Source organism: Sphingomonas sp. Ag1, assembly GCF_000980895.1.
Classification (GTDB): domain Bacteria; phylum Pseudomonadota; class Alphaproteobacteria; order Sphingomonadales; family Sphingomonadaceae; genus Sphingomonas; species Sphingomonas panaciterrae.
Genome location: NZ_LAZX01000091.1, coordinates 96642 through 121304 on the forward strand (window position 1 = coordinate 96642; position 24663 = coordinate 121304).

The 24663-nt window shown below is 66.7% G+C and carries 21 protein-coding genes; 14 read left to right on the forward strand and 7 right to left on the reverse strand.

Annotation, left to right across the window (positions count from 1 at the left end):
- Window positions 1–12 precede the first annotated feature (12 nt).
- The 4 genes from XM50_RS10230 (at window position 13) to XM50_RS10245 (ending at window position 4727) form a co-directional block, all read left to right on the forward strand.
- The gene (locus XM50_RS10230; protein WP_052742533.1) at window positions 13–2133 is read left to right on the forward strand and encodes a GumC family protein; all 2121 of its coding nucleotides are present in this window, start codon (window positions 13–15) and stop codon (window positions 2131–2133) included.
- A 170-nt stretch (window positions 2134–2303) separates the two neighbouring features.
- On the forward strand, window positions 2304–2615 hold the full coding sequence (locus XM50_RS10235) for a PadR family transcriptional regulator (RefSeq protein WP_046409233.1): 312 nt from the start codon (window positions 2304–2306) through the stop codon (window positions 2613–2615).
- A 251-nt stretch (window positions 2616–2866) separates the two neighbouring features.
- Entirely contained in the window at window positions 2867–3790 is a 924-nt protein-coding gene (locus XM50_RS10240) for a hypothetical protein (RefSeq protein ID WP_231621930.1), read from the forward strand.
- Between the two features lie 4 nt (window positions 3791–3794).
- Window positions 3795–4727: an alpha/beta hydrolase-fold protein gene (locus XM50_RS10245; RefSeq protein ID WP_052742534.1), complete on the forward strand. Its 933-nt coding sequence runs from the start codon at window positions 3795–3797 to the stop codon at window positions 4725–4727.
- A 361-nt stretch (window positions 4728–5088) separates the two neighbouring features.
- Here the strand turns inward: XM50_RS10245 and XM50_RS20850 are convergent, their stop codons facing one another.
- Complete coding sequence (locus tag XM50_RS20850; RefSeq protein ID WP_231621931.1) at window positions 5089–6486, reverse strand: sugar transferase; 1398 nt, start codon at window positions 6484–6486, stop codon at window positions 5089–5091.
- A gap of 339 nt (window positions 6487–6825) precedes the next feature.
- Here XM50_RS20850 and XM50_RS10255 point away from each other — a divergent pair, with 339 nt between their 5' ends.
- A complete protein-coding gene (locus tag XM50_RS10255; protein WP_136450664.1) occupies window positions 6826–7038 on the forward strand; it encodes a hypothetical protein in 213 nt (70 codons plus the stop codon).
- Between the two features lie 28 nt (window positions 7039–7066).
- Here XM50_RS10255 and trpS read toward each other — a convergent pair whose 3' ends face one another.
- The 3 genes from trpS to secB form a co-directional block, all read right to left on the reverse strand.
- Complete coding sequence (gene trpS, locus XM50_RS10260; RefSeq protein ID WP_046409235.1) at window positions 7067–8074, reverse strand: tryptophan--tRNA ligase; 1008 nt, start codon at window positions 8072–8074, stop codon at window positions 7067–7069.
- Between the two features lie 12 nt (window positions 8075–8086).
- Window positions 8087–9646, reverse strand: a complete 1560-nt coding sequence (murJ, locus tag XM50_RS10265; protein WP_046409236.1) for a murein biosynthesis integral membrane protein MurJ — start codon at window positions 9644–9646, stop codon at window positions 8087–8089.
- A 197-nt stretch (window positions 9647–9843) separates the two neighbouring features.
- Window positions 9844–10371, reverse strand: a complete 528-nt coding sequence (gene secB, locus XM50_RS10270) for a protein-export chaperone SecB (RefSeq protein ID WP_082102965.1) — start codon at window positions 10369–10371, stop codon at window positions 9844–9846.
- A 150-nt stretch (window positions 10372–10521) separates the two neighbouring features.
- Here secB and XM50_RS10275 point away from each other — a divergent pair, with 150 nt between their 5' ends.
- Genes XM50_RS10275 through XM50_RS10285 form a run of 3 tightly spaced genes read left to right on the forward strand, consistent with a single transcriptional unit; the run spans window position 10522 to window position 12948 of the window.
- Window positions 10522–11166 carry a Tim44/TimA family putative adaptor protein gene (locus tag XM50_RS10275; protein WP_136450662.1) on the forward strand — a complete coding sequence of 215 codons (645 nt, stop codon included), beginning with the start codon at window positions 10522–10524 and terminating at the stop codon, window positions 11164–11166.
- On the forward strand, window positions 11166–12419 hold the full coding sequence (mltA, locus tag XM50_RS10280; RefSeq protein ID WP_082102967.1) for a murein transglycosylase A: 1254 nt from the start codon (window positions 11166–11168) through the stop codon (window positions 12417–12419). The genes XM50_RS10275 and mltA overlap by 1 nt, the downstream gene beginning before the upstream one ends.
- 31 nt (window positions 12420–12450) lie before the next feature.
- On the forward strand, window positions 12451–12948 hold the full coding sequence (locus XM50_RS10285) for a Smr/MutS family protein (RefSeq protein ID WP_046409327.1): 498 nt from the start codon (window positions 12451–12453) through the stop codon (window positions 12946–12948).
- Between the two features lie 6 nt (window positions 12949–12954).
- Here the strand turns inward: XM50_RS10285 and XM50_RS10290 are convergent, their stop codons facing one another.
- Window positions 12955–15123, reverse strand: a complete 2169-nt coding sequence (locus XM50_RS10290) for a primosomal protein N' (RefSeq protein WP_046409238.1) — start codon at window positions 15121–15123, stop codon at window positions 12955–12957.
- A 58-nt stretch (window positions 15124–15181) separates the two neighbouring features.
- Between XM50_RS10290 and XM50_RS10295 the strand changes: the two genes are divergently transcribed.
- The 4 genes from XM50_RS10295 (at window position 15182) to XM50_RS10310 (ending at window position 20737) form a co-directional block, all read left to right on the forward strand.
- Entirely contained in the window at window positions 15182–16066 is an 885-nt protein-coding gene (locus XM50_RS10295) for a tyrosine-type recombinase/integrase (protein ID WP_046409239.1), read from the forward strand.
- Between the two features lie 508 nt (window positions 16067–16574).
- A complete protein-coding gene (locus tag XM50_RS10300; protein ID WP_082102968.1) occupies window positions 16575–17894 on the forward strand; it encodes an EAL domain-containing protein in 1320 nt (439 codons plus the stop codon).
- Window positions 17894–20296: an ATP-binding response regulator gene (locus XM50_RS10305; RefSeq protein ID WP_046409329.1), complete on the forward strand. Its 2403-nt coding sequence runs from the start codon at window positions 17894–17896 to the stop codon at window positions 20294–20296. The genes XM50_RS10300 and XM50_RS10305 overlap by 1 nt, the downstream gene beginning before the upstream one ends.
- A gap of 54 nt (window positions 20297–20350) precedes the next feature.
- On the forward strand, window positions 20351–20737 hold the full coding sequence (locus tag XM50_RS10310; protein ID WP_046409240.1) for a response regulator: 387 nt from the start codon (window positions 20351–20353) through the stop codon (window positions 20735–20737).
- Between the two features lie 20 nt (window positions 20738–20757).
- Here XM50_RS10310 and XM50_RS10315 read toward each other — a convergent pair whose 3' ends face one another.
- On the reverse strand, window positions 20758–21696 hold the full coding sequence (locus XM50_RS10315; RefSeq protein WP_046409241.1) for a D-2-hydroxyacid dehydrogenase: 939 nt from the start codon (window positions 21694–21696) through the stop codon (window positions 20758–20760).
- A 47-nt stretch (window positions 21697–21743) separates the two neighbouring features.
- Between XM50_RS10315 and XM50_RS10320 the strand changes: the two genes are divergently transcribed.
- Complete coding sequence (locus tag XM50_RS10320; RefSeq protein ID WP_231621932.1) at window positions 21744–22706, forward strand: M48 family metallopeptidase; 963 nt, start codon at window positions 21744–21746, stop codon at window positions 22704–22706.
- Between the two features lie 12 nt (window positions 22707–22718).
- Here XM50_RS10320 and cysS read toward each other — a convergent pair whose 3' ends face one another.
- A complete protein-coding gene (cysS, locus tag XM50_RS10325) occupies window positions 22719–24149 on the reverse strand; it encodes a cysteine--tRNA ligase (protein ID WP_046409242.1) in 1431 nt (476 codons plus the stop codon).
- Window positions 24150–24346: 197 nt separating this feature from the next.
- Between cysS and rpsU the strand changes: the two genes are divergently transcribed.
- Window positions 24347–24553, forward strand: a complete 207-nt coding sequence (gene rpsU / locus XM50_RS10330) for a 30S ribosomal protein S21 (RefSeq protein WP_007404630.1) — start codon at window positions 24347–24349, stop codon at window positions 24551–24553.
- Window positions 24554–24663: the final 110 nt, after the last annotated feature.

Genomic DNA, 24663 nt, shown 5'->3' on the forward strand with positions numbered 1-24663 from the left:
TCGGACATGCGAATGACGGCTGGCCCCAGGACAGAAGACGACGATCCACCGCTGGCCGACACCCTGGGCTATGCGCGTGATCTGCTCAGCCGGCGCTGGCCGATGCTGGCGGCGGTGACGATCCTCGTCGCAATCATCGGCGCCTTGCTGATCAGCAGCGTCCCGCCCAGCTACACCGCCACCGCGCGCATCCGCCTCGATCCCTCGCGCAATCCGCTGGCCGGCAACGCGCAGGCGCAGCGCAGCGAACTCACTCCCGAAGCGATCGAGACCGAGGTCAGTGCGATACGCTCGCTGGAGCTGGCGACCGGCATCGCGCGATCCTTCGGCCTCTTCGCCGATCCCGACTTCACCGCCACGCTCGATCCCGCCGCCGCCCGTTCGCTGGCGGTGCCGGCGGCGGTGCTGTCGCATCTGTCGGTCGATCGCGCCGCGCTCGCCTTCGTGCTCGACGTGCGCTTCACCGCCGCCGATCCGGTCAAGGCAGCGACGCTCGCGAACGCCTTTGCCGATGGCTATATCGAGCGGCGGACCCAGGGAAAGCTTGGCCATGCGGCGCGCCAGAGCGCCTGGTTCCAGCAGCGGCTGGAGGAACTGGGGCGCGAGGCGAGCGCCGCCGAGACCCGCGCCGCCGAATTCCGCGCGGCGACCGGCATCATCGAAGGCGGATCGGGCGCTGGCCTCGGCACGATCACCGATCAACAGGTCGCGCCGCTCGCCAGCAACCTGGCCAGCGCGGAATCGGACGCGGCCGCCGCCCGCTCGAACCTTGCCGCCGCGCGCATCCAGGTGGCGCATGGCGGGCTCGATGCGGTGGCCGAAGTGCTGGGCTCGGCCGTCATTGCCGACCTGCGTCGCCAGCGCGCCGAGACGCTGCGCAGTCGCGGAGAGGTCGACGCCCGCTATGGCGAGCGGCATCCCGAAAGCATCCGCGTGCGCGACCAGCTCGCCGCGCTCGACAGCCAGCTGGAGGCCGAATCACGCCGCGTCATCGGCGCCTTGCAGGCGAGCGCCGCGGCGACCGATGCCCGCGCCGCCAGCCTGCGCGGGGCACTCGATCGTCTCGAGCAGGAGCGGGCGCGCAGCACGCGAGACTCCGTCACCGCCGCCGCGCTGGAGCGGGAGGCCGCGGCCAAGCGTGCGCTCTACGATCGCATGTCGCAGCTCTCGCTCGACAGCATGCAGAACGCACGATTGGCGATGGCCCAGGCGGAGGTCATCGAACGCGCCGAGCCGCCGCTGCAGCCGGCCGCGCCCGACCGACCGATCCTCTATGCGCTGGCGCTGTTCGGCGGCGTCATCGCCGGGTCGGTGACGATCCTCGCGCTCGACATGGTTGGTGGCGGCTTCGCCTCGGTCGAGCAGATACAGCGGCGGCTGGGGCTGCCGGTGCTCGCGACCGTCCCGGTCGTGGCGCGCGGGCTCAACCCGCTCGATCTGATGCTGGAACGTCCGACGGTGATGTTCGCCGAAAGCTTCCGTGTGGCGCTGGCCGCGCTTGGCCGCGGGGGAGGGGGCAATCGCCGCGACGCCACGCCGCAGGTCATCGCCATCGCCTCGTCGCTGCCGGCGGAGGGCAAGTCGACCTCGGCGATCGCGCTTGCCCGCACCCTCGCGCTGACCGGCACGCGCACCCTGCTGGTCGACTGCGACACGCGGCGCGCCAGTGTGCGCCAGATGGTGCGCGCCCGCGCGCCCGGCGCCGGGCTGCTCGAGGTGCTGCGCGACAAGGCCGCGCTCGACGACGCGATCCAGCCTGGCGATGTCGCGGGGCTCGATCACCTCCTCGTCGCGCGCCCCTCGGCGGCCGGCGGTGAGCTGCTGCGCACCGGCCGGATGGAGGAGCTGCTCGCCACCTTGCGAGCCCGCTACGACCATGTCGTGCTCGATCTTCCCCCAATGGTCGGGCTGGCCGACGGCCGCCTCCTCGCGGCGATGGCCGACGCGACGGTGCTGGTCATCAAGTGGAACAGCACGCCCGTCCCGGCGGCGGTATCGGCGGTCGAATGGCTGCGGCACGACGGCGGCCACCCGGTCGGCGTCCTCTTCACCCAGGTCGACCCCGCCACCCGCGCCGCCGGCGGCATGCACCGCTACGCCAAACGCTACGCCAGCTATTACCCCGCCGATTAGGCCTGCTCGCCGGAGCAGGCGGCGTGCCAGGCGGATCGCCACCGCACCTCATCGGGAAGACAATCGGCTTCTTAAAGCTCGGCCTTGTGAGAATGGCATGTTGGTCCGCACCGGGAGGGCAGGCAAAATCATCGCTTGACGTAAAGTCTACCTAGGTAGACTTCTTGCGTATGTCCCGAACACGCGCGCTCTCGCCCCACGCCCGAATGGTCCTCGCCGTCCTGCTCGATGCCGACGGCCAATGGTCACACGGCTATGAGCTGGCGCGGCGCGCCGATGTAAAATCCGGCACGCTCTATCCGCTCCTGATCCGTCTGGAGGCGCAAGGCTATCTGGAAGCGGAGTGGCAGCATCCGGCGGAAGGAGGGCGACCGCCGCGGCACGCCTACCGTCTGACGGCGAGCGGCGTGCAACTCGCCCGCGCCAATCCCCCCGCCAATCCGGCGACCTCCACCACACGACCTCAAGAGGCGACCATATGAGCGCCGGCCTCCGCCGCGGTCTGGCCGATCTCGCCTGCCGTGCCTTGCAGGCGACGCTGCCTCCCTCGCTACATTCGTGGGGGTGGGCAATCCGGTGCGAGACGGCCGGCATCCCGAACGACACAGAGGCGCTTCTTTTCGCGCTTCACAGCGTGTGCGGGCTCCTGCCCCGCGCGGTCGCATCGCACCTGCTTAAGCCGTTTGCGGCGCTGAGCGGTGAAGGCACGTCGTTCGCTGAACGATCGACCGCCATGACAATCATCGACGCCATGATGCTTCGCCCTCGCGCCCTCGGTATCGCCTGCGCGGTCGGGGCGGTCATTCTCGGCCTTGCCTATATGGTGATCGCCGCTGCGCCGACGCGCTATCTTGGGGTCAACGTCGGCGCGTTGGCGATCGGCCTGGCGGTGCTGGCGCTGCTCGGCCGCACTCTCCCGCTGGACCGCCAATGGATGGGCGGCGCGACGATCGCGATGGCGGGCGCGCTGCTGGCGACGGCTTTCATGGGCAATGAGGTCGAAGGCATATCGCGCTGGGTGCGGCTTGGCGGCTTCGCACTCCAACCGAGCCTGATCCTCCTGCCGGTGATGATTGTCGCCTTCTCACGAAGCCGAAGCGGTGTGACGACGGCGGGCGTCATCGCCGCCATTGCTGCGATCGCGCTGCAACCGGACCGGGCGATGGCCGGGATGCTTGTCCTTGGCCTCGCGACACTCGCGATGATCCGCCGTGACCGACATTCCACCGCGGTACTGATCGCAAGCATCGCCGGCTTCGCGGTGACGCTCGCTCGTGCCGATCCCTTGCCGGCGGTGCCGCATGTCGAACAAGTTCTCTACTCGTCCTTCAGCGTTCATGTCGCTGCCGGCCTGGCCGTGCTGGGAGGCTTGGTGCTCCTCCTTGTCCCGGCGATCGTCGGTTGGCGGCGCGATTACGGCAACCGTGCGACCTACGCCGCTTTCGGCGCGGTCTGGTTTGCCGCGATCCTGGCGGCAGCCGTCGGCAACTATCCGACGCCGATTGTCGGCTATGGCGGCAGCGCAATCATCGGCTACGCATTGAGCCTGCTGGCATTGCCGAAGCGGGCAGGGGTTGGTGCCAGCGTGGTTTCTTGCGTTCGGGATGAGGCGGACGGCACGCTGTCCGACCGCCACCTGTTCGTCGGGCTGGCCTGATCGCATGTCGGCTTCCACCGATACCAGCAAGCTCCGCCGTGCGGCCCGGCTGATGATGACGCGCCGCTATCTATACTGGCTCATTGCCGCGATCATCGCTGCCCTGATCTACTACGCATGGGGACAGGTCACGCGAACGCGGGGCGCTCAAAAGGTATCGTTCCGCCCGGCGGAGGAAGCGTGCGATACATCCGGGTCGCTTCGCTACTGCGTCTATCGCGATCGGCGTGGGACCAACGGCGATGTCGTCTACCATATGCACGGTCGAAACCTCGACGAACGCATCTGGAACGACGACACCTACATGACCGCTCTGGTCCAGTCGGAATGGCAGCGCCGCCCCGAGCTGCCGCCGACCGTCGTGACCGTCTCCTATGGCTCGACTTGGCTGCTGACCCCGAAGGGAAAGAAGCCCGACAGTGGCCTGCTCGATGATCTGATGGCCCGTCTGCCCGCGATCGAGGCGAAGATCGGGCGTCCGCGTCGTCGCCTCCTGGTGGGAGAGTCGATGGGCGGCCTCAACGTCCTGATCGCCGGCCTGTCCTATCCGTCGCGGTTCGCCAAGGTCGCGGCCCTGTGCCCCGGTGTCTATTCCATCTCGCCGTTCGCATCGCTGTCCACGATACGCGCGACGATGCAGCGCACGGGGGCGAACCCCAAGATCGTCTTCGGCGTGTGGATGATGGCGCGCAGATATGCGGCAAACGATGCCGAGTGGCAGCGCGTATCGCCGCTCGCCCTGATCAAGCGGGCGGGGCCAGCCTATCCGGCGCTTTATCTCTCCAACGGCCTGTATGACGCTTACGGCAACTTCGAGGGCTCCCAGCAGCTTGTCGAAATGGCGCGCCGCCGCGGCGTCACGACACAGTGGCACCCGCTCTATGGCGGGCATTGCGCCACGGACGTGGCATCGCTGGCAGCTTTCCTATCGTCCTGACGGGCTTCCAGGTTGACAGGTTGAACGGGATGGCCCGGGCAACATCCGTCATCCTGCCGCGCCTGATGCGCTGGCTTTCCCGAGTCCCGTTCTCAATTCCGCTTGCCCGAAACGGTCCATCGGACATGGAGAAAGAGACTGCTGCGCGTTGGTCGATCGGCGGTTTCGGGGTGGTGCCCCGGTCTACAGAACGACCTTGATTTGGCACTTTCCGTCAGTCCGCTTTATGAGTCGACGGCTTAGTGTCGCTCCGATCATTGGCCACTCCACCTCAGGTCATCGCACCTCGCGATCAGACCACGGGGACCCCGGCAGATAACGGGGAAGCCGGAGCCGCACTCACGCCCACGCCGCGGGCCGATCAGAAGGCGTTGCGGTGCACCACCACCTTCAACGTCGCGAACAGGATCATGATGTCGCGCATCAGGCTCCATCCGTTGACATATTCCAGGTCGGCGCGAAGCCGGTTGATCAGATCCTCGCGCCGATGGGTCGCGCCGCGAAAGCCGCGGACCTGTGCCAGGCCGGTCAGTCCGGGCTTGCAGACATGGCGATGATGGTATCGCTGGTCGACTTCCCAGAACAGCTGATCCCCGGCGAGCGAGCCGATGGCGTGCGGACGCGGTCCGACGAAGCTCATGTCCCGGCGCAGGATGTTGAACAGCTGCGGCAACTCATCGATGCTCGTCGCGCGGATGAAGCGGCCGATGCGTGTCACCCGCGCATCGTCGCGCAGCGTCGAAACCCGCCCCTCGCCGTCGCACGCCGCCAGCCGCATGCTGCGGAACTTGTACATGGCGAACAGCCGGTTGCCCTTGCCGACCCGCGTCTGCACGAACAGCGCCGGCCCCTTGCTGTCGATCTTCACCAGCAGAGCGACGGTGATCAGCAGGGGCGCGAGGAAGACGAGCGCCGGGATGACGATGGCAAGGTCCAGCGCACGTTTCAGCAGGCGATCGCGCAGCGGCAGCCCGCCGGCCGATACCAGCACGCAGGCGACGCCGTTGAAGTGGCGGTGGCCGATCACCCCGATCGTGTCGAGTTCCGGGATCAGCAGGCGCGCGGTGACATTGCTGCCCTTCAACACGGTCGACCATGTCGCCCGGCGCGACGGGGGGCAGGCGACGAACACCTCGTCCACGCCGCGCAACTGCCGCGCGAGGCGGTCGAGCGCGAGCGGATGGATTGTCGTCTGCGCCGAATCCAGCGGCTCGCTCGCGACGATCTTCAGCCCGGGCGGCAGCGGCACGTCGACGCCATCGAGGATCAGCATGCGGCTGAGCGCGGAGCCCGCGAGCAACCGGTCGCTCCACATGCCGATGACGCTGCGCCCCAGCAGCAGCATCGCCGCCGAGCAGAAGAAGGTCACCATCGCGCTCACCCGGGAGATGGGCGACACTTCCTGCAACAGGAAGGCGATGAAGATCGTCAGCAGGAACGCGGTCAGGAGATTGGCAAACGCGCCCCATGCCGAGGCGCGCCAGCGTTCCAGGGTCGGCGCGCGATAGGTGCGCGTGCCCAGCAGCAGGTAGATCGGCAGGATCGCCGCAAGCAGCGCAGGGTTGCCCAGCGGCAGCCCGCGAAGGGCCGCGATCAGCCGACCCATGCCAAATCCGAACAGCGGCGACAGGATGTCGCAGACGAGCAAGGCCACATACAGCCGCAGCCGCAATGCCCGCTTCCCGTCGCTTGGCGCGCTGATCATATCGACGGGGGTCAGCCAGTCGCGCGCCAAGGGGAAGTCGGACAAAGTCGTCACCCAAACCCCCCTTGAACCCTCCAGGTCATGATCTTTCACGCCTGGTTTTGCGATGAACGCTTCAGAAGACGGCCTGATGAACCAGCCCGAATCCCGATCTTATCGTGTCTTATCTTGTCGCACTGGGTGCCTTCTTAGCGGACTGGCGGTCAAGCATCATTCTTCCGCAAGGCCGAAGGATGTATCCAATACGGGGGAAGTATTTGCGATAAGGAAGCGCGCATCACGCGCCGCCCGGGGCTTGGGAAGGTCACGCCACTCCGCGCATTATCTTGTTCTTTACTCGCCTGCGCGATCCCGGCGGCTGCAATAATGGCGTTGAAATGGATGGATGGCCGAATGGCAGGTGAGCTTCACGCCGATACGATCGCTTCGTCGGCCGCTCATGCGGACGCGCGGGACGGCGCAACCGTGCCGCGCCCGGCACCGCTCATCGGCGTGAGCTACGACGTAACCGCGGCATGCACGCTCGATCCGGCATGCCTCGGCTTCTGGATTGCGGCGTCGACCTTCCTCTGGTCGCTGATCGCGCTGGTCGTCCTGCTGCTCTGACGGCCAGCGACCAGCGCCCGCCATCACCTCAGGCGAGGAGGCCCATCGCCTTCTGCGCGTCCGCCAGCACCGGCGCCGCCAGATCGCGCGCCTTCTCCGCCCCGCGCGCCAGGATCGCGTCGATCGCCCCGCGATCGTTCAGCAGGCGCAGCATCTCGTCGCGGATCGGGCCCAGCTTCGCCACCGCCAGGTCGGCGAGCGCCGGCTTGAACTGGCCGAAGCCCTGCCCCGCAAATTCCGCCACCACATCCTCGGGCGTACGATCCGCCAGCGCGGCGAAGATCGTCACCAGGTTGCGCGCCTCGGGCCGCTCGGCCAGCGCCTCCCAGCTGTCGGGCAGCGCGTCGGGATCGGTCTTCGCCTTGCGGAACTTGTCAGCGATCTCGCTGTCGCTATCGATCAGCTTCACCACCGACTGCGCCGACGGGTTGGATTTGGACATTTTGGCCGACGCATCGCGCAGGCTCATGATCCGCGGCGCGGCCTTGCTGATCAGCGGCTCGGGCAGGGTGAACAGCTCGGTCTGATAGTCCTGGTTGAACTTGGTCGCGATGTCGCGCGCCAGCTCCAGATGCTGCTTCTGGTCCTCGCCGACCGGCACGTGGGTGGCGTTATAGAGCAGCACGTCGGCCGCCATCAGAACCGGATAATCATACAGGCCGACGCTCGCGCCCTCGCGGTTCTTGCCCGCCTTGTCCTTGAACTGCGTCATGCGATTGAGCCAGCCGACCCGCGCGACATTGTTGAGCAGCCAGGCCAGCTCGCTGTGCGCCGGCACGCGCGTCTGGTTGAACAGCGTCGATCGCTCGGGGTCGATCCCGGCGGCGACCAGCGTCGCAGTCATCTCGATCGTGTTGGCGGTCAGCTCGGCCGGCGCGATCCATTCGGTCAGGCCATGAAGGTCGGCGATGAAATACATCGTCTCGCCCCCGGCGGCCTGGATCTCGTCCTGCATCGCCACCCACTGCTTCACCGCGCCCAGGTAATTGCCGAGGTGAAGATTGCCGGTGGGCTTGATGCCGGAAACGACGCGCATTGTGGGGGGATCCTATCGACGAACAAGCCTTCTGACGTCGGCCATCCGAAAGGCGCCGAACAGGAAGGTGGCGGCGAAATAGACCAGCGCACCCGCGCTGACCAGCACCAGCATCGCGCCCCAGCGGTGCAGGCTCGGCCCGGTGGTATAGGGGCGGAACAGGTCATTGGCGAACCACATGACGACGCCCATCAGCAGCGCCGCCAGCACCAGCCGCCACGCCCGCCGCTTGAGCTGCGCGTCGGCGACGAAATGCCCCTTCGCCACCAGCGCACGCCACAACAGGACGACATTGACGGTGGAGGCAAGCGCCGTCGCCAGCGGCGGCCCCATATGCCCCAGCGGGTAGATGAAGGCGAGGTTGAGCACCAGGTTCACCACCATCGACGCCGTGGCATAGCGCACCGGCGTGCGCGTATCCTGCCGCGCATAGAAACCGGGGGTCAGCACTTTGACCAAGATGTACGCCGGCAGCCCGACCGAGAAGGCGGCGAGCGACTGCGCCGTCGCCACCGTGTCCGCCGGGGTGAAGGCGCCATGCTGGAACAGCGCGGCGACGATCGGCTGGCCGCACACGATCAGCGCCGCGGTCGCCGGCAGCGTCAGGAACAGCGCCAGCTCCATGCCCCGGTTCTGCGTCTCCATCGCCGCTGCGTCCTCGCCCCGGCCAAGCTGCGCGGAAATCGTCGGGAGAAGGACGGTGCCAAGGCCGATCCCGATCAGGCCCAGCGGCAATTGGTTCAGCCGGTCGGCATAATAAATGTAGCTGACGGATCCCGCGGACAGCAGGCTCGCCGCCAGCGCGGTGGAAATGACGAGGTTGATCTGCACCGCGCCCGCGCCCGCCGCGGTCGGCCAGATCAGCGACATCAGCCGCTTCACGTCCGGCGTCAGCGTCGGCCGCTTCAGCTTCAGCACCACGCCCGCCTTGCGGCACGCCCAGATCAGCCAGATCAGCTGAAGCGCGCCCGATACCGTCACCGCGATCGCCTGGTTGCGCGCGGTCACCAGATTGTCCTGATGGTGGAAGAACAGCAGCGCCGCGATCAGCGTCAGGTTGAGGAGGATCGGTGCCGCCGCCGCGACCCAGAAACGGTGCAGTGAATTAAGAATCCCGCCCAGCAGCGAGACCAGGCTGATCAGCATCAGATAGGGGAAGGTCAGCCGCGACAGTTCGACGGCATAGGCGAATTCCGCCCGCGTCGCATCGTTGAACCCGCCTGACAGCAGCCAGGTCACCGGCCAGGCGGCCAGCTCCATGACGATCGTGAAGACGATCAGCACGGGCACCAGGATCGACAGCGTATCGCTGGCAAAGCCGATCCCGTCGTTCAGCCCGCGGCCGTCCTTGTCGGCGACCTTGCGGTTGAACATCGGGATGAAGGCGGCGGAAAAGGCGCCTTCCGCGAACAATGCCCGAAACATGTTGGGCAGGCGGAACGCGATCAGGAAGGCGTCGGAGGCGAACCCTGCGCCGACGAAGCGCGCGAACAGCGAATCGCGCACCAGCCCAAGGATTCGGCTGGCCAGGGTCAGCCCGCCAACGGAGCCGAGCGCACGCGTCAGGTTCATCGTGTCAGGTTCCGCTCGCCGGATGGCCGTGGCGCCCGCTTGATGATGCGCGTGGTCGCCCGCTGGATCGCCCGCCTGGTCATTGCCGGCCGGCGGCGGGCGCGCCGGTCAGGTGGCCGTTTGCGGGCCGGCACGTCACAGCGCCAGCCCGCGGATCATGGCCCCAGTCAGGTTCAGGCCCAGCTTCAGGCCCAGCTTCAGGCCTGACCGAAATTGCCCGAGGCGATCTGCGCGTCGCGCTGCTCGGCCTGCTGCATGTACAGCGAGTTGAAATCGATTGGCTCCAGCAGCAGCGGCGGGAAGCCGCCGTCGCGGATCGTGTCGGCAACGACGCGGCGCGCGAACGGGAACAGAAGGCGCGGTGCCTCGCCCAGCAGGAACGGCTGCAGCGCGTCCATCGGCACGTTGCGCACGCCGAACAGGCCGGCATAGGCCAGCTCGACGAGGAAGGTGACACGGCCCTGCGTCTCGGCGCGAACCTCGATCTTCAGCGTCACTTCGTGCGCGTCATCGGCCACCTGGTTGGCGGCGATGTCGAACTGGACGTTGATTTCCGGGCCCTGTGCGTCCTGGAAGACGGCCGGTGCGTTCGGGTTCTCGAACGACAGGTCCTTCACATATTGCGACAGCAGGCCGACGGCGGGGGAATTGTCCGCGCCGTTTGGCAGCGCGCCGTCCTGGCCGGGTTGGTTGCCGATTCCGGCGCCGTTGTCCTGCTCGTCCATGTCAATCTTCCTTGAGGATGATGGGGGCGCGGGGTGCCGCGCACATGCGGCCGGCGCCTAGCAGGGGGCAAAGGCGGATTCAACGCCGGCACCCATTTGAAACGTGGCGCGTTGCGCCCTATGTTGGAACCTTAGCGTATCGGAGGTCGGGTGTTCTACATAGTCCTTCTTGCGATGGTTGCGGCATTCCTTGCGCTCCGGCTCTATTCGGTGCTGGGCAAGCGTACGGGACATGAGCAGCCATTGCCCAAGCCGGCGGAGGACCGCGTCGTGGCCAGTGCATTGCCGCGCGCCGTGGAAACGACCGCCGAACCGCGTGAGCCGGTGGTGAAGCCGTTTGAGGGTAATGCCGAGCCTGGCATTCGCGCGATCATCGCGGCCGAACAGGGCTTTGACGTCAATCGCTTCGTCGATGGCGCGCAGGCGGCGTACCGCATGATTCTGGAGGCCTTCTGGAAGGGTGACGAGGATACGCTCCGCGATCTCGTCTCGCCCGATGTCGGCCGTGCGTTCAGCGATGCGATCGCTGCGCGCCAGGCCGCGGGGCAGGTGCTCGACAATCGACTGGTGTCGATCGACAAGGCGACGATCACGGGTGCCTCGCTGCAGGGTAAGGAAGCACGAATCACCGTTCGCTTCGACGCGCTGATCGCCGCGGTGACGCGCGATGCGGAGGGCAATGTGATCGCCGGCTCGACCAGCGACGCGCTCGAAACCCACGACATCTGGACTTTCGCCCGCACGCTGCGCAGCAGCGATCCCAACTGGAAGCTGTCGGACACCGACGAAGCGTGATGCATCTTCGGGGGGGGATTACGCTGGCCGCGGCGCTGGCGCTGTCGGCCTGTGTCGGCGGCGTCGTGCCGCCAACGCCGGGTTCGGCGCCGCCGCGCGGCACGTCCCAGCAACAGCCACCGCGCACCAGCGGCCCGGTGCGCCAGCCCACGCCCGCGACGCCGATGGCGCCGCTGCCGGCCACGACCAACGCTGGTGCCACCACTGCCGTCGCTGCCGGCCTTGCGGCGGGGCCTTCGGTCGCCAGCCTGCCGATCACCCGCGATGCCGCGGCCCGCGCGCTGGCCGCCTTCCGCATCAGCTGCCCCTCGCTGGTCCGCCGCACCGACCCTACCGGGCTGACGCGCGGCGCCGACTGGAAGCCGGCCTGTGACGCCGCGGCGCGTAGCGGCGACCCGCGCGATTTCTTCACCCGCTGGTTCGAAACCGTTCAGGTCGGCGACGGCAAGGCCTTCGCCACCGGCTATTACATCCCTGAAATCGCCGGCTCGCGTACGCACCGCCCGGGCTATGCGCCGATCTACGGCCGTCCCAGCGATCTCGTCGATGTCGATCTCGGCCAGTTCTCCGAGGCGCTGAAGGGCAAGAAGATTCGCGGCCGCGTCGAAGGCAGCAATTTCGTCCCCTATTACGATCGCACCATGATCGAGGAAGGCGCGCTTTCCGGTAAGGCGCGGATCCTCGGCTATGCCGTCGATCCGGTGGAGCTGTTCTTCCTTCAGGTGCAGGGCTCGGGCCTCGTCCGCATGCCCAACGGCCAGGTGCTGCGGATCGGCTATGAAACGCAGAACGGCCGCGATTATACCGGCATCGGCAAGCTGATGCTCGATCGAGGGCTGATCGGCCGCGGCGAGGCGAGCATGCAGGGCATCGTCGCCTGGCTCCACGCCAATCCCGCGCAGGGGCGGGAGATCATGCGTGAGAACAAGAGCTACGTGTTCTTCCGCGAACTCGACGGGCCACCGCTCGGCGCGATGGGCCTGCCGGTCTCCGATCAGGCGACGGTCGCCGCTGACGTGCGCTTCGTGCCGCTCGGCGCGCCGGTGTTCCTGTCGATGGACCGCACCGACGCGACTGGCCTCTGGGTGGCGCAGGATACCGGCGGCGCGATCAAGGGCACCAACCGCTTCGACACCTTCTGGGGCGCTGGCGACGAGGCCCGCGCGATCGCCGGCGGGATGAGCGCACGCGGCACCGCATTCCTGCTGGTGCCGGTGGGCACGCTGGCCCGGATCGGTGTCGCGCGCCCTTGATCCTGACGAGGCCGCGCTCTGGGCGCGGGTGATGGCCACCGTCCGTCCGCTGCGCGCGGCGGCGGTGACGATCGTGCCGCGTCCGGTGCCGGGGCCGGCACCGGCTGATCGCAGGCCAAAAGTCTCCGCAAACGGGCCGATTACCCCCGCCAAGACCCCGCCCCCCGCGCGTCCGGGGCCGGGCGTCACCCTGGATGGCGGCTGGGACAAGCGCCTATCGCGCGGCCTGGTCAGCCCCGACGCGACCATCGACCTCCACGGCCACACCCTCCATTCCGCCTATGACATGCTCGACGGCGCACTCGCCCGATCGATCGCCCACGGCGACCGGGTGGTGCTTCTGGTGACCGGAAAACCGCCCCGCCCCGAGAGCGAACGCCCCCACGCCCGCGGTGCGATTCGCGCTGCGATCGGCGACTGGCTGGCCGGCTCCCGCCACGCCTCCGCCATCGCCGCGGTTCGCAACGCGCACCCTCGTCATGGCGGGCAGGGCGCGCTCTACATCGTCCTACGCCGCCCTCGCACCTGACGGCGGCTAGAGGAAACTGTACGGGTCGACGTCCACTGCCACCCGCACCTTGATGGGCCAGTCGAGTGCCCCCAGCCAGTCGCGAATCACGTCCTGCACGTCCAGCGTGCGCTTGGCATGCACCAGCAGCCGGAACCGATGCCGCCCGCGCAGCATCGCAAGCGGGGCGGGGGCTGGGCCATAGACATGCATCCCCTCCACCTTCGGCGCGCTCCGCCCGATCAGCCGGGCCGTTTCCTGCGCCGCGGCGCTATCCTCGCTCGACACGATGATCGCCGCATAGCGCCCGAACGGCGGCGCCCCGGCATCCTGCCGCGCCTCCACCTCCGCGGCGTAAAAGGCATCCGCATCCCCGGTGATCAGCGCCTGCATCACCTGCGCCCCAGGCGAATGAGTCTGGATAAACACGCGGCCCGGCTTCTCGCCACGCCCGGCCCGGCCCGACACCTGCCGGATCTGCTGAAATGTCCGCTCCGCCGCGCGCAGATCGCCGCCCTCCAGCCCCAGATCCGCGTCGATCACGCCGACCAGCGTCAGGTTGGGGAAGTGATAGCCCTTGGTCACCAATTGCGTGCCGACCACGATGTCGATCGCGCCCGCCTCCATCCGCGCGACGAACTCGGCGGCCTTAGCCGGTGACCAGATCGTGTCGGACGTGACGATCGCCACTCGTGCGTCCGGAAACAGCGCCGTCGCCTCATCAGCGATCCGTTCCACCCCGGGCCCACACGCAACCAGGCTGTCCTCTTCCCCACATTCCGGGCAGGCGCGCGGGATCGGTTCGACATGGCCGCAATGGTGGCACGCGAGCCGCCGCGTCAGGCGATGCTCCACCATCCAGGCGGTGCAGTTCGGGCATTGGAAGCGATGCCCGCAATGCCGGCAGAGCGTCAGCGGCGCATAGCCGCGGCGATTGAGGAACAGCAGTGACTGCTCGCCCCGCTCCAACGTTTCCTCGATCGCCTTTACCAGGGGCGGCGCGATCCAGCGGCCACGATCCGGCTTGTGCTCCAGCAGGTCGATCGCCTCGATCGCCGGCATGGTCGCCGCACCAAACCGTCCCGGCAACTTCACCTCGGCATAATTGCCTAGCGTCACTTGCTGCCGCGTCTCGATCGCCGGTGTGGCGGAGGCGAGGATCACCGGGCATTGCTCGAACTTGCCGCGCATCACCGCCACATCGCGCGCGTGATAATGAACGCCATCTTCCTGTTTGAAGCTCGTCTCATGAGCTTCGTCGACGACGATCAGCCCCAGATCGGCATAGGGCAGGAACAAGGCCGATCGCGCGCCCACGGTAACCCGGGCTTCGCCGCTGGCGATGGCGCGCCACGCGCGCCGCCGCTGCGTCGATCGCAAGCCGGAGTGCCAGGGGACTGGCTCGCAGCCGAAGCGGTCGTGGAACCGCCGAAGGAACGGCTCGGTCAGCGCAATCTCGGGCAACAGCACCAGCACCTGACGCCCCCGGCGCAGCGCCTCGGCGACCGCCTCGAAATAAACCTCCGTCTTGCCCGATCCGGTTACACCATCGAGCAATGTGGGACGAAACGTTCCGGCCGCCACATCGCCGACGAGCGAATCAGCGGCCGCACGCTGGTTCTCGGACAGGACGGGGGCAGCAAAATCGGGGGCCGGCACCGGAAAGGGGCTGTCGATATCAACCTCGACACTCTCGATCGCCCCCAGCTTCACCAGCCCGCGAATCACCCCGTCCGATACATCGGCTATGGTCGCGAGTTCGCGGATCAGGCCCTGACGATCCCCGATCCGCTCCAGCGCCTGCTCGCGCTGCGGGGTCATCCGCTCTGGCCGGTGTCCTGTCGCGCGATATTCCGTCGCCAGCCGCGATCCCTCCAGCGCGGACGTTGAGGAAAGCGCCATGCGCAGCACAGACGCTGGCGGCGCGAGATAATAATCCGCCGTCCATTCGATCAGCCGGCGGAGCGCCGGGCGTAGTGGTGGCGCGTCGGCAACGGCCAGCAGGTTGCGCAGGCGATTGTCGCCCACCTCCGCATCGGACGGCATCCGCTCCGGCTCCCACACCACCCCGACCAGCTGCCGGGGCCCGAGCGGCGCGACGACAATCGACCCTGGCTCGACCGACATGCCATGCGGCACTCGGTAATCCAGCGGGCCAAGGGCAGCATTGAGGAGGAGGACGCGGGCACGGGACATCGGCCTGCGCATATGGGGCGCAGGCGACTCGGAGGAAAGCAGGTGATACGGTTTTGCGGTGGAAGACCTGCCCGCCAGCTTCGCCGAGCATCTGATTCGGGACAGACGCCGTTCGATCCACACGGTCCGGGCGTATCGCGCCACGGCACAGCGCCTGGTGGACTTCCTGCAGGATCATCTCGGCATGCCGGTCGGTCGCGCGGAACTCGCCGGCCTGACGCCCGCGGACCTTCGCGCTTTCCTCGCGCGGCGCCGGGGCGAGGGGCTTTCCAACGCCTCGGCGGCGCGCGAATTGTCGGCGGCGCGGGCTTTCCTGGAATGGGGCAGCGGCGCCAGCGGCGTCCCGATGCTCAGGGGCCCTGGAGTACGCAAGGGCGTGCCGCGCGCCGTCGCGCCGCACGAGGCAGTCGCGCTTGCGGAAGAAGTGGCGGAGGCCGCGGCAGAGCCATGGATCGGCCAGCGCGACTGGGCTTTGCTGCTCCTGCTCTACGGTGCGGGGCTGCGAATCGGGGAGGCGCTGGGGCTCACGGGCGCCGTCCTGCCGCTGGGAGAGACGATCCGCGTCACCGGGAAACGCGACAGGCAACGCATCGTGCCGTTGATTCCTCCGGTCCGCAGCGCGCTCGATGCCTATCTGGCCGCCGTCCCTTGGCCAATCGACCGTGAATCGCCCCTGTTCCGCGGGCAACGGGGCGGGCCGCTGTCGGCAGGCGTAGTCCGTGCAAAGGTTAGGGCTGCGCGTGGCGCCCTGGGCTTGCCACACCGAACGACGCCGCACGCGCTGCGGCATTCCTTCGCGACTCACTTGCTCGGCCGGGGTGCGGATCTGCGCGCGCTCCAGGAATTGCTTGGTCACGCCAGCCTGAGTTCGACTCAGATCTATACCGCGGTCGATGCGGCGCACCTTCTCGACGTCTACCGACACGCTCATCCGCGCGGCTGAGGCACGCCCGAGAGCGATCCCTGCGGCGTTGCCTGGCGCGTCTTCTTTTCATGTCGTCTGGCGGTGCGCCGTTCTTCTGCCCGAGGGCGACTGACGCACCGGCCGAACCAGGCCGGTCACCTGCACAAGACAGGAAAAAGCCCCCATCGCTGACGATGAGGGCTCCCTGTTCCATTAGCGCAAGACGCTAATCTTAACATGTGTTGGTCCGCAAATGCGAACCAGTCCGGCTGTTGATCGGAAAAATACTGCCTAGCCGCAGTTCTGCCGATCAACCTGACCGAACGAAACCCTTACCAGGGCTTGATTTCGGTGCCGTAGATCAGCGCGATGATGAAAGCGAGCATGTTGAACTCCCTAGTTTTTTAGCACCTTTGACGGTGCATGCTGTGATTTAACGATTTGTTTACCATATCACAAGCGCATTCATTCGGCCCATCTTGATCGTCCCGACTTTGGACGGTTATTAAAGGTATGTTTAGGCATGGTGCGCTAGCTGCGGCACGGTATGGCTGGCCCCGGCTCACAACCCGAAGTCCCCGCGTCGCGAGAGCAGGCGCTGGCAACGCTTTCCGCTTTGGCGGCGCAACGTCCCGCCTGGCGGTTTCTGGTCCTCGCGGAGATTGCCAATTTCGCGCGTGTCAGACGGCATCTTGGCTGCGCGCGCGCCGATCTCCTGATCACCGATGTCCAATCCCGCATTGAGGCTGCGCTGCCTGATCTGCGCCTCCTCGTGACCGGCAGAACCAGCATCGAGATTGCGTTCGAGGGTGGTCGAGCGGCGGATCTAGATGAGACGTTGGATCGCCTGCGCGATCTGTGTGAGCCGATGTTCGATCTGGACGGCGAAATGTATCAGGTCGATGTCGTGTTCGGCGCAGCGGCTGGCCGCGTGCCGCAAACCGATGAACTCAGGCTGGTCGAGGAGGCAGAGGCGGCGCTGGTCGAGGCCCGGTCGGCACACTCGCCGGTGCGGCATGATCTGGTGGGCCCGGAAGCGCGTGACATTCGCCGCGTGGCGGATGAACTGCGCACGGCAATTGCCGAGGATCAGCTGCTGCTCGCCTATCAGCCGAAGATCCACGTTCGGCGGCAGGAGATCAGTAGCGCCGAAGCACTTGTACGCTGGCACCATCCCGAGCGCGGCCTCGTGCTGCCGGGCGACTTCATCGGCGCGGCAGAGGACGGCGAGGTCATCGACCTACTGACGCTGTGGACCATTCGCCGCGCGATCGACGATCAGCGCACGCTGCTCGCTGCCGGGCATGACCTGCGCATCTTCATCAATATCTCGGGTCAGCTGCTTGCCGATCAGGCCTTCGTCGATGCCACCTGCCGGCTCGTTGCCGAGGCGGACGCCAAGCTCGGGTTCGAGGTGACGGAAACCTCTGTCATCCGCGATCCCGAATCGGCGATCGCCAACCTGCAACGCTTCGCCGACATTGGCATCATCGTCGCAATCGACGATTACGGCGCCGGCCTGTCGAGCTTGGCGTATCTGAAGCAGCTGCCGGCTCGGGAGCTGAAGATCGACAAGCTCTTCGTCACGCAGCTGACCAGCTCGAACCGCGATCCCCTCATCGTGCGCTCGACGATCGACCTGGCGCATGCCCTGGAGATGGAGGTCGTCGCCGAAGGCGTGGAAACGCATGCGGCTCTCGCCTTACTGACCGTCATGGGGTGTGACATGGTGCAGGGATTCCTCATCAGTCGCCCGGTCGCGCTGCCGGCGCTGATGGCCTTCCTTGAGGAGGACCAGCACCATCATGTCTCGCGAGATAGCCGCGCTTCATTCAACGGGTTGGCGACGGCGTGGAAGCGCGGGTGATGACGCGGGGCTTCCTGGCCCGCATTGTCGCAAGCATCCTCCCGCTGCTTCTCGCGGGAACTGCGCTTGCAGCGTCGACGCGCGACGCGCGATTTGACGTCATGATCGCGGGGATCAAGGCGGAGATACTGACGGATCCCGCGAGTGCCGTCGATCAAGCGTCTGCCGCATTGGATTACGCCCGGCGGGCCAAGTCGCCGCACATGGAGGCGACTACGCGATGGCTGCGCGGGGAGGCGAGGAGCCGTATCGTCCAACACCAGGCTGCGGAGCAGGACCTTGCAGCCGCCCGCGTCCTCGTTGAGCGCACTGCGCCGAGATCACAGTTGAATGCCGACATTCTCCTCTCAGAGGGCGGTGTTCTGTATGCGACGGGCAAATTGGCTCGTGCGCTCGACGATCTGCGCCGAGCGCACGACATGTTCCGCGAATTGGGCGACACGCGCGGGCGCGCAAAAGCGCTGATCATGCTCGCCGTCGTTCACTCGATTGGCAAAGACCATGCGACGGCGTTGCGCTATTTCGATCAAGCGTTGGAGGTTTACCGCGGCGACCCAGGCTTGTTGGTGTCGATCCATAATGGTCGCGGCCTTGCTCTCAAGGATCTCGGCCGGTTGGCCCAGGCCGAGGCGGAATTCGGAAAAGCTCTGCACTACGCAGCGCAGATGAAGAGCAAGCTGGTATATGCTCAAGCCCTGACAAATATTGCTGATGTCCGGCTTGATCGTGGCAAGACCGTGAGCGCGGATGACGCCATCGATGAAGGTCTGGCCTTAACGCGCCAACCTGGAGCATCCTCCTATCATCCCAGCTTTGTCGTTCTTGCGGCAGATGCGGCAATACGGCGTGGTGCGGTCGGTACCGCCGAGCGGCTGATCTCGCAGCGCTTCGCCGGGACGGATCTCACCGCCACGCTGTCTCCTGACCGTCAGGCACATGATGTTGCGTACAAAATCTACTCAAAGGCGGGCCGCAGCGATCTCGCCCTCCAGCATCTGGCCGCGCTGAAGCGGCTCGATGATCTCGCAACCGAGACCGCGCGCTCCAACAGTGCCGCAATCGCCGCGGCGCGGTTCGACTTCGCCAATCAGGAACTGCGCATCGCCCAGTTGAAAGCGGCCGATCTCCAGAAGACCGTCGCGTTCGAACGCGCACGCACGCAGACGCAACAATGGATCACGCTTGGGGTGGGCGCAACGACGCTCCTGATCATCGGCCTGCTGGCATTCGGCCTGATCACCATCCGGCGCAGCCGTAACGCGCTCGCGCGAACCAATATCGCGCTCGGCAAGGCACTCACGGCGAAGACCGAGTTCCTCGCGACCACCAGCCACGAGATCCGTACCCCGCTCAACGGCATCCTCGGCATGACGCAGGTGATGCTCGCCGACGAGCGGCTGGATGCGCCAACGCGCGATCGGCTGTCGGTCGTTCAGGGCGCCGGCATCACGATGCGGGCGTTGGTCGACGACATCCTCGACGTCGCCAAGATCGAAACCGGCAAGATGACGCTGGAGGAAGCGCCGACCGACATCCGGCGCGTGCTGGAGGAGGCGGGCCAATTGTGGGTCGGCCCCGCGCGCGACAAGAAGCTGACGTTTGACCTCGCCATTGCCGATGCGCCGCAATGGGCGCTGGTCGACGGCATGCGCTTGCGCCAGATCATCTTCAACCTGCTTTCCAATGCGGTGAAGTTCACGCCCGCCGGCTCGGTGCGGGTCGAGGCCGCGGTGCACGGCGATCGGTGGCGGCTGACCGTGGCCGATACCGGCATTGGTATCGCCCCTGACAAGCACGAGATCATCTTCGAACCGTTTCGACAGGCCGATACGGGCACGACGCGCCAGTTCGGCGGCACGGGGCTGGGCCTGTCGATCTGCCGCAACCTGTCGCGCGCGATGGGGGGCGACGTCACCGTCTCGAGCGAAGAGGGCAAGGGAGCGACCTTCACGCTCGAGTTGCCGTATCAACCCGCGGCGCCCGCGGAGGAGGCTTCACCGCAGCCGGCAGGCGAGGGTGTGCTGGTGATCGACCGCAATCCCATCACGCGCGCGATGTTCAAGGCGCTGCTCGAGCCGCGCGGCGGCGCCGTCGCCTTTGCAGCCAGTGCCAGCGAAGCAATCGAAATACTGTGCGACCGCCAGCCCGCCGTCGTGCTGATCGATCACGCAACGCTTCAAGCTGTGGAGAATGCAGCGGCTGCGGTGGAGGAGATCGCAGCAGCCGCCCCGCACGCCAGGATCTCGTTGCTCGGCCCAGCGATGGCCGAGGAAGAGCAGTCCGCACTTGCCGAATCAGGCGTGTCGCAGTTCATCGTAAAGCCCATCGCCAAGGATAACTTGGTTAACGCCCTTTTCGGAGCCGAACAGAACGCAACTGGACTTGTCTCCGAGGCGGCTTGAGACGATAATAGTATCGGCAATGGAACAATCAGACTGCCTCCTCGGCAAACGCCCATGAACGTCCTTTTCATCGAGGACGACAGGATGAATCGTCGGGTCGTCCGCGACATGCTTCACGTGGCGGGTGCCGACATGATCGAGGCGGAAAGCGCAGAAGAGGGGCTCCGGCTGCTCGATGGGCAGGATTTCGACATGCTCCTCGTCGATCTGCGCATGCCAGGCATGGATGGTATCACCGCAATTCGTCACATTCGCGCGCGCCCGGATCAGAAGGGCCGGGTGCCGATCATCGTGGTGACGGCCGATACCGCGGTCGACCTGCGCGAACGCTGTCTCGCGGCGGGCGCTGATGATGTGATCTTCAAGCCCGTCGCGATGGACAATTTGTTCGATGCCATGGGTCGGGTGCTGGCCGCCGACGAGGGCGGCCTGATCGGCTGATCGCGGACCTTCGCCGCGGCTCAATAGCCGCGGTCGAGATCGGCGACATTCTCCATCGGCTGTCCCGCACGGAAAGCGGCCAGGTTGCGCAGGAACAAAGAGGCTGCGCGCTGGAACATCTTGGTCTGGCTGCGGCCCGACAGATGCATCGAGATCATGCAATTGGGCGCGGTCCACAGCGGATGATCCGCGGGCAGTGGCTCCGGGTTTGTCGGGTCGAGGAAGGCGCCGCCGATCGACCCGCTCGACAATGCTGACAGCAGCGCGTCGTCATCGATCATGTCGCCGCGAGCGATGTTGATCAGCCATGCACCGCGCTTCATCGACGCGAGCTCCGCCGCCCCGATCATCGCCTTCGTCTCACTGGTCGACGGCGCGGCCAGGATCACCCAGTCGTAATCGCCCAGCTGCGCGCGCCATGCGTCCGGGGTCAGCGTCCCGTCGCTGCCGGACCGGGTGACACCCGTCACCTCAACGCCGAACGCCGCCAGCCGCTCGCCGATCAAGCGGCCAATCGCGCCATAGCCGATGATGATCGCCTTGGTGTCGGCAAGCTCGATCTTGCCCGGCGAGTCGCGCAGCCACTCGGCGCGATCCTGGGCGCGCACCACTTCGTCGAAGCGCTTGGCCGCGGCCAACACGCCCAACACGGCATATTCCGCCACCGCAATGGCATTGATCCCGACGCCATTGGTCAACGTCGCCTCGCGTTCGCGCAGCGTGTCGAGCGGAAAGGCATCCAGTCCGGCATAGATCGTCGTCACCCAGCGCAGCGCCGGCCCCGCGGCGCGCAGCGTTTCCTCGGTCAGCCGCGTCGGCTGCATGTCCACCCAGGCAATCTCCGCGTCGCCGATCATCTCCTTGGCGTCGGCGGGGCTGGACCACCATGCCACCTCCAGATCGTGCGGGAGCTGCGATTCCAGCAGCGGACGGGCGAGCGCGGGGAGAACAGCCTTCATGGACAAGGGTGATAGCGCGTGATCCAGGGGTCGCCTATCATCAACGCGTGATTGCCTTACTCATCGCCACCGCCGCCCCGATGCCCGCTCCGGCCGCGGGGCTCGACGCCGCCAGCCTTCAAGCACTGCGCGCGATCGATCTTCGCCTCGCCACCATCGCGCACCGCCTGGTCACTGCCAACGCGCCCTTGTGCCAGGATCAGGCGCCGGCGACCGGCATGGTGGTTCATGCGATCAACCAATATGATCGCGATACCCAGCCTGCCGCACGGCAGGTGTTCGGCTTCTCCGCCCCGATCGCCGTAGAGGGCGTGGTGCCTGGCTCGGCCGCGGCGGCGGCGGGCGTCTCCGCTGATGATGGCCTGCTGTCGATCGGCCCGCGCGCGCTGACCGCGTCCACTGCGCCGCCCTCCAGCGTTGATCGCGATTTGGCGCTCTCGCTTCTGGAAGGGGCCGCGTCGCCTGTTCGCGTTACGGTAACGCGCGGCGGCGGCGAGGCACGGGACATCGCGATCAACGCGCCCGCCGGCTGTCGCAGCCGGTTCGAGGTTCTGCTCGGCCCCGCGATGACGGCGCAGGCGGATGGCAAGGTCGTGCAGATCGGCGTCCGCTTCTTTGAGCGCTATCGCGATGACGAGGTCGCCGTGATCGTCGCGCATGAACTGGCTCACAACATCCTGCGCCACCGCGTCCGGCTGGAGGCGGCGGGCGTAAAGGGCGGCCTGCTAGGCGAGATCGGCCGCAACGCCAGCCTCGGGCAGGCGGCGGAGCTTGAGGCCGATCAACTGGGCGTCGTCCTGCTCTACAATGCCGGCTATGATTCGGCGTCCGCCGCGCGCTTCTGGCAGCAGCGCGGTGGCGACATCGATGGTGGGCTGTTCCGCAGCCGCACCCATCCGGCAACGAAGCGGCGCGTCGCCGCGATCGACACCGCGGCCGCGTCACTCACAGAGCAACAGCGCCCCGTCATCCCGCCGATCCTCGCACGGCGTGACCAGCCGATGAAGTAATGGGCCGGCCGCTCAGGCGGCCGGCACGCGCCAGTCCCAGCCCAGCAGGTCGCCGTCCATCACCTCGACGCCGGCGGCCGCAAGCTCGTCGCGGATCGCGTCGGACGCGGCAAAGTCCTTCGCGGCCCGCGCTGCCTTGCGCTCCTCAAGCCGTGCCTCGATCACCTCCGCCGAGATCGTCGCCGTGGACGGTCGGACGCGAAGGTCCTCGCGCCGCAGCGTATCGAGCGGCAGGCCCAGCACATTGACAAAGTCACCCATCGCGGCCAGCCGGTCGCCGGCCGACACCTTCTTGTCTCCCAGCAACGCGTCGAGCACGGGCAGCACGCGCGGCGTCGCCAGATCGTCGGAGATCGCGGCGTCAAGCTGCGAGCGATACTCGGCAGCAGAGCCCTTGGACGGGCCGTCCGCGCGCGACCGCAAACCTTCGATCGCCTGCACCATCCGCTTCAATCGCACCTGTGCCGCGGCCAGATTCTCCCACGAGAACTCCAGCTCGCTGCGATAATGCGCCTGCAGGCACAGCATCCGGTACGACAGCGGATGGTAGCCACGGTCCACGAGCGCTTGCAGCGTCAGGAACTCTCCCGACGACTTGCTCATCTTGCCCGCGCGCTCGACCAGGAAGTTGTTGTGCATCCAGAAGGCGGCGCCCGTGTCGGCGCAGTCGCAATGCGCCTGGTTCTGCGCGATCTCGTTGGGATGGTGGATCTCGCGATGGTCGATCCCGCCGGTATGGATGTCGAACGATTCGCCAAGATACTTCTGGCTCATCACCGAACATTCCAGATGCCAGCCCGGCGCGCCGCGACCCCACGGCGAATCCCATTCCATCTGGCGGTTCTCGCCCGGCGCGGAGGTGCGCCAGATCGCGAAATCCTGCGCATGGCGCTTGCCGTCGACCGGATCGATCCGGCTTTCTCCCGCATCGTCCTTCAATCGCGCAAGACGGCCATAATCCGGCACCGTCGTCACATCGAAGTACAGCCCGCTTTCCAGACGGTAGCAATGCTTCGGCTCGATCGCGGCGGCGAAATCGATCATCTCCGCGATGTGATCGGTCGCCAGCGGCAGGTGAGTCGGGCTGCGGATGTTGAGATCCGCCAGGTTGCGCTTGAACGCGTCGGTATAATGGCGCGCGATGGCCCAGATGTCCTGACCCGCCCGTCGGGCGGCCGCTTCCATCTTGTCGTCACCGGCATCGGCATCCGACGTCAGATGGCCGACATCGGTGATGTTGATGACATGGGTCAGGTCGTAACCCTTCCACGTCAGCGTTCGCGACAGCGTGTCGGTGAACACATAGGCGCGCAGATTGCCGATATGCGCGTAATTGTAGACGGTCGGGCCGCAGGAATAGACTCGCACCCCGCGCTGCGGATCAAGCGGTTCGAAAATGCGCAGGGAGCGCGACAGGCTGTCGTACAGCGATAACGGCGTCATGCCCGCGCTCTACCCGCGTGATCGGCGGCCGAAAAGGGCGGGTCTGGCGCTGTGATGTAATCGCCACAGACCAGCGGGTTGCACGGGTGGCGGGCTGGTGGTAGACGCAGCGGGTTCACGGCGCAGGCGATGCTTGGTGCCGCCGTTTCCGTTTGACGGAATCGGGCTGTTTCAGATCTCGGAGAAGTGTCGGTTTTATGCAGATCATCGTTCGCGACAACAACGTCGACCAGGCCCTGCGTGCGCTCAAGAAGAAGCTGCAGCGTGAAGGCGTGTACCGCGAGATGAAGTTGCGCCGCCACTATGAGAAGCCGTCGGAAAAGCGCGCTCGCGAGCGTGCCGCTGCGGTCCGTCGTGCGCGCAAGCTGGAGCGCAAGCGCGCCGAGCGTGACGGCGCCCGGTAAGAACCGGCTTTCTCGAGTCGGCTCGCCGCCAACAGTGCTGGCCGACTCGATCAAACATATCTGATGTTGCCACCCGGGGGCGGTACACCGCGTCCGGCCTTTACGGGGAT

What these genes read in the sequence shown, in the direction of transcription:
- XM50_RS10230 (WP_052742533.1), top strand. Translation starts at nt 13, where the DNA reads ATGACGGCTGGCCCCAGGACAGAAGACGACGATCCACCGCTGGCCGAC.
- XM50_RS10235 (WP_046409233.1), top strand. Translation starts at nt 2,304, where the DNA reads ATGTCCCGAACACGCGCGCTCTCGCCCCACGCCCGAATGGTCCTCGCC.
- XM50_RS10240 (WP_231621930.1), top strand. Translation starts at nt 2,867, where the DNA reads ATGACAATCATCGACGCCATGATGCTTCGCCCTCGCGCCCTCGGTATC.
- XM50_RS10245 (WP_052742534.1), top strand. Translation starts at nt 3,795, where the DNA reads ATGTCGGCTTCCACCGATACCAGCAAGCTCCGCCGTGCGGCCCGGCTG.
- XM50_RS10255 (WP_136450664.1), top strand. Translation starts at nt 6,826, where the DNA reads ATGGCAGGTGAGCTTCACGCCGATACGATCGCTTCGTCGGCCGCTCAT.
- trpS (WP_046409235.1), bottom strand. Translation starts at nt 8,074, where the DNA reads ATGCGCGTCGTTTCCGGCATCAAGCCCACCGGCAATCTTCACCTCGGC.
- murJ (WP_046409236.1), bottom strand. Translation starts at nt 9,646, where the DNA reads ATGAACCTGACGCGTGCGCTCGGCTCCGTTGGCGGGCTGACCCTGGCC.
- secB (WP_082102965.1), bottom strand. Translation starts at nt 10,371, where the DNA reads ATGGACGAGCAGGACAACGGCGCCGGAATCGGCAACCAACCCGGCCAG.
- mltA (WP_082102967.1), top strand. Translation starts at nt 11,166, where the DNA reads ATGCATCTTCGGGGGGGGATTACGCTGGCCGCGGCGCTGGCGCTGTCG.
- XM50_RS10285 (WP_046409327.1), top strand. Translation starts at nt 12,451, where the DNA reads ATGGCCACCGTCCGTCCGCTGCGCGCGGCGGCGGTGACGATCGTGCCG.
- XM50_RS10290 (WP_046409238.1), bottom strand. Translation starts at nt 15,123, where the DNA reads ATGTCCCGTGCCCGCGTCCTCCTCCTCAATGCTGCCCTTGGCCCGCTG.
- XM50_RS10300 (WP_082102968.1), top strand. Translation starts at nt 16,575, where the DNA reads ATGGCTGGCCCCGGCTCACAACCCGAAGTCCCCGCGTCGCGAGAGCAG.
- XM50_RS10305 (WP_046409329.1), top strand. Translation starts at nt 17,894, where the DNA reads ATGACGCGGGGCTTCCTGGCCCGCATTGTCGCAAGCATCCTCCCGCTG.
- XM50_RS10310 (WP_046409240.1), top strand. Translation starts at nt 20,351, where the DNA reads ATGAACGTCCTTTTCATCGAGGACGACAGGATGAATCGTCGGGTCGTC.
- XM50_RS10315 (WP_046409241.1), bottom strand. Translation starts at nt 21,696, where the DNA reads ATGAAGGCTGTTCTCCCCGCGCTCGCCCGTCCGCTGCTGGAATCGCAG.
- cysS (WP_046409242.1), bottom strand. Translation starts at nt 24,149, where the DNA reads ATGACGCCGTTATCGCTGTACGACAGCCTGTCGCGCTCCCTGCGCATT.
- rpsU (WP_007404630.1), top strand. Translation starts at nt 24,347, where the DNA reads ATGCAGATCATCGTTCGCGACAACAACGTCGACCAGGCCCTGCGTGCG.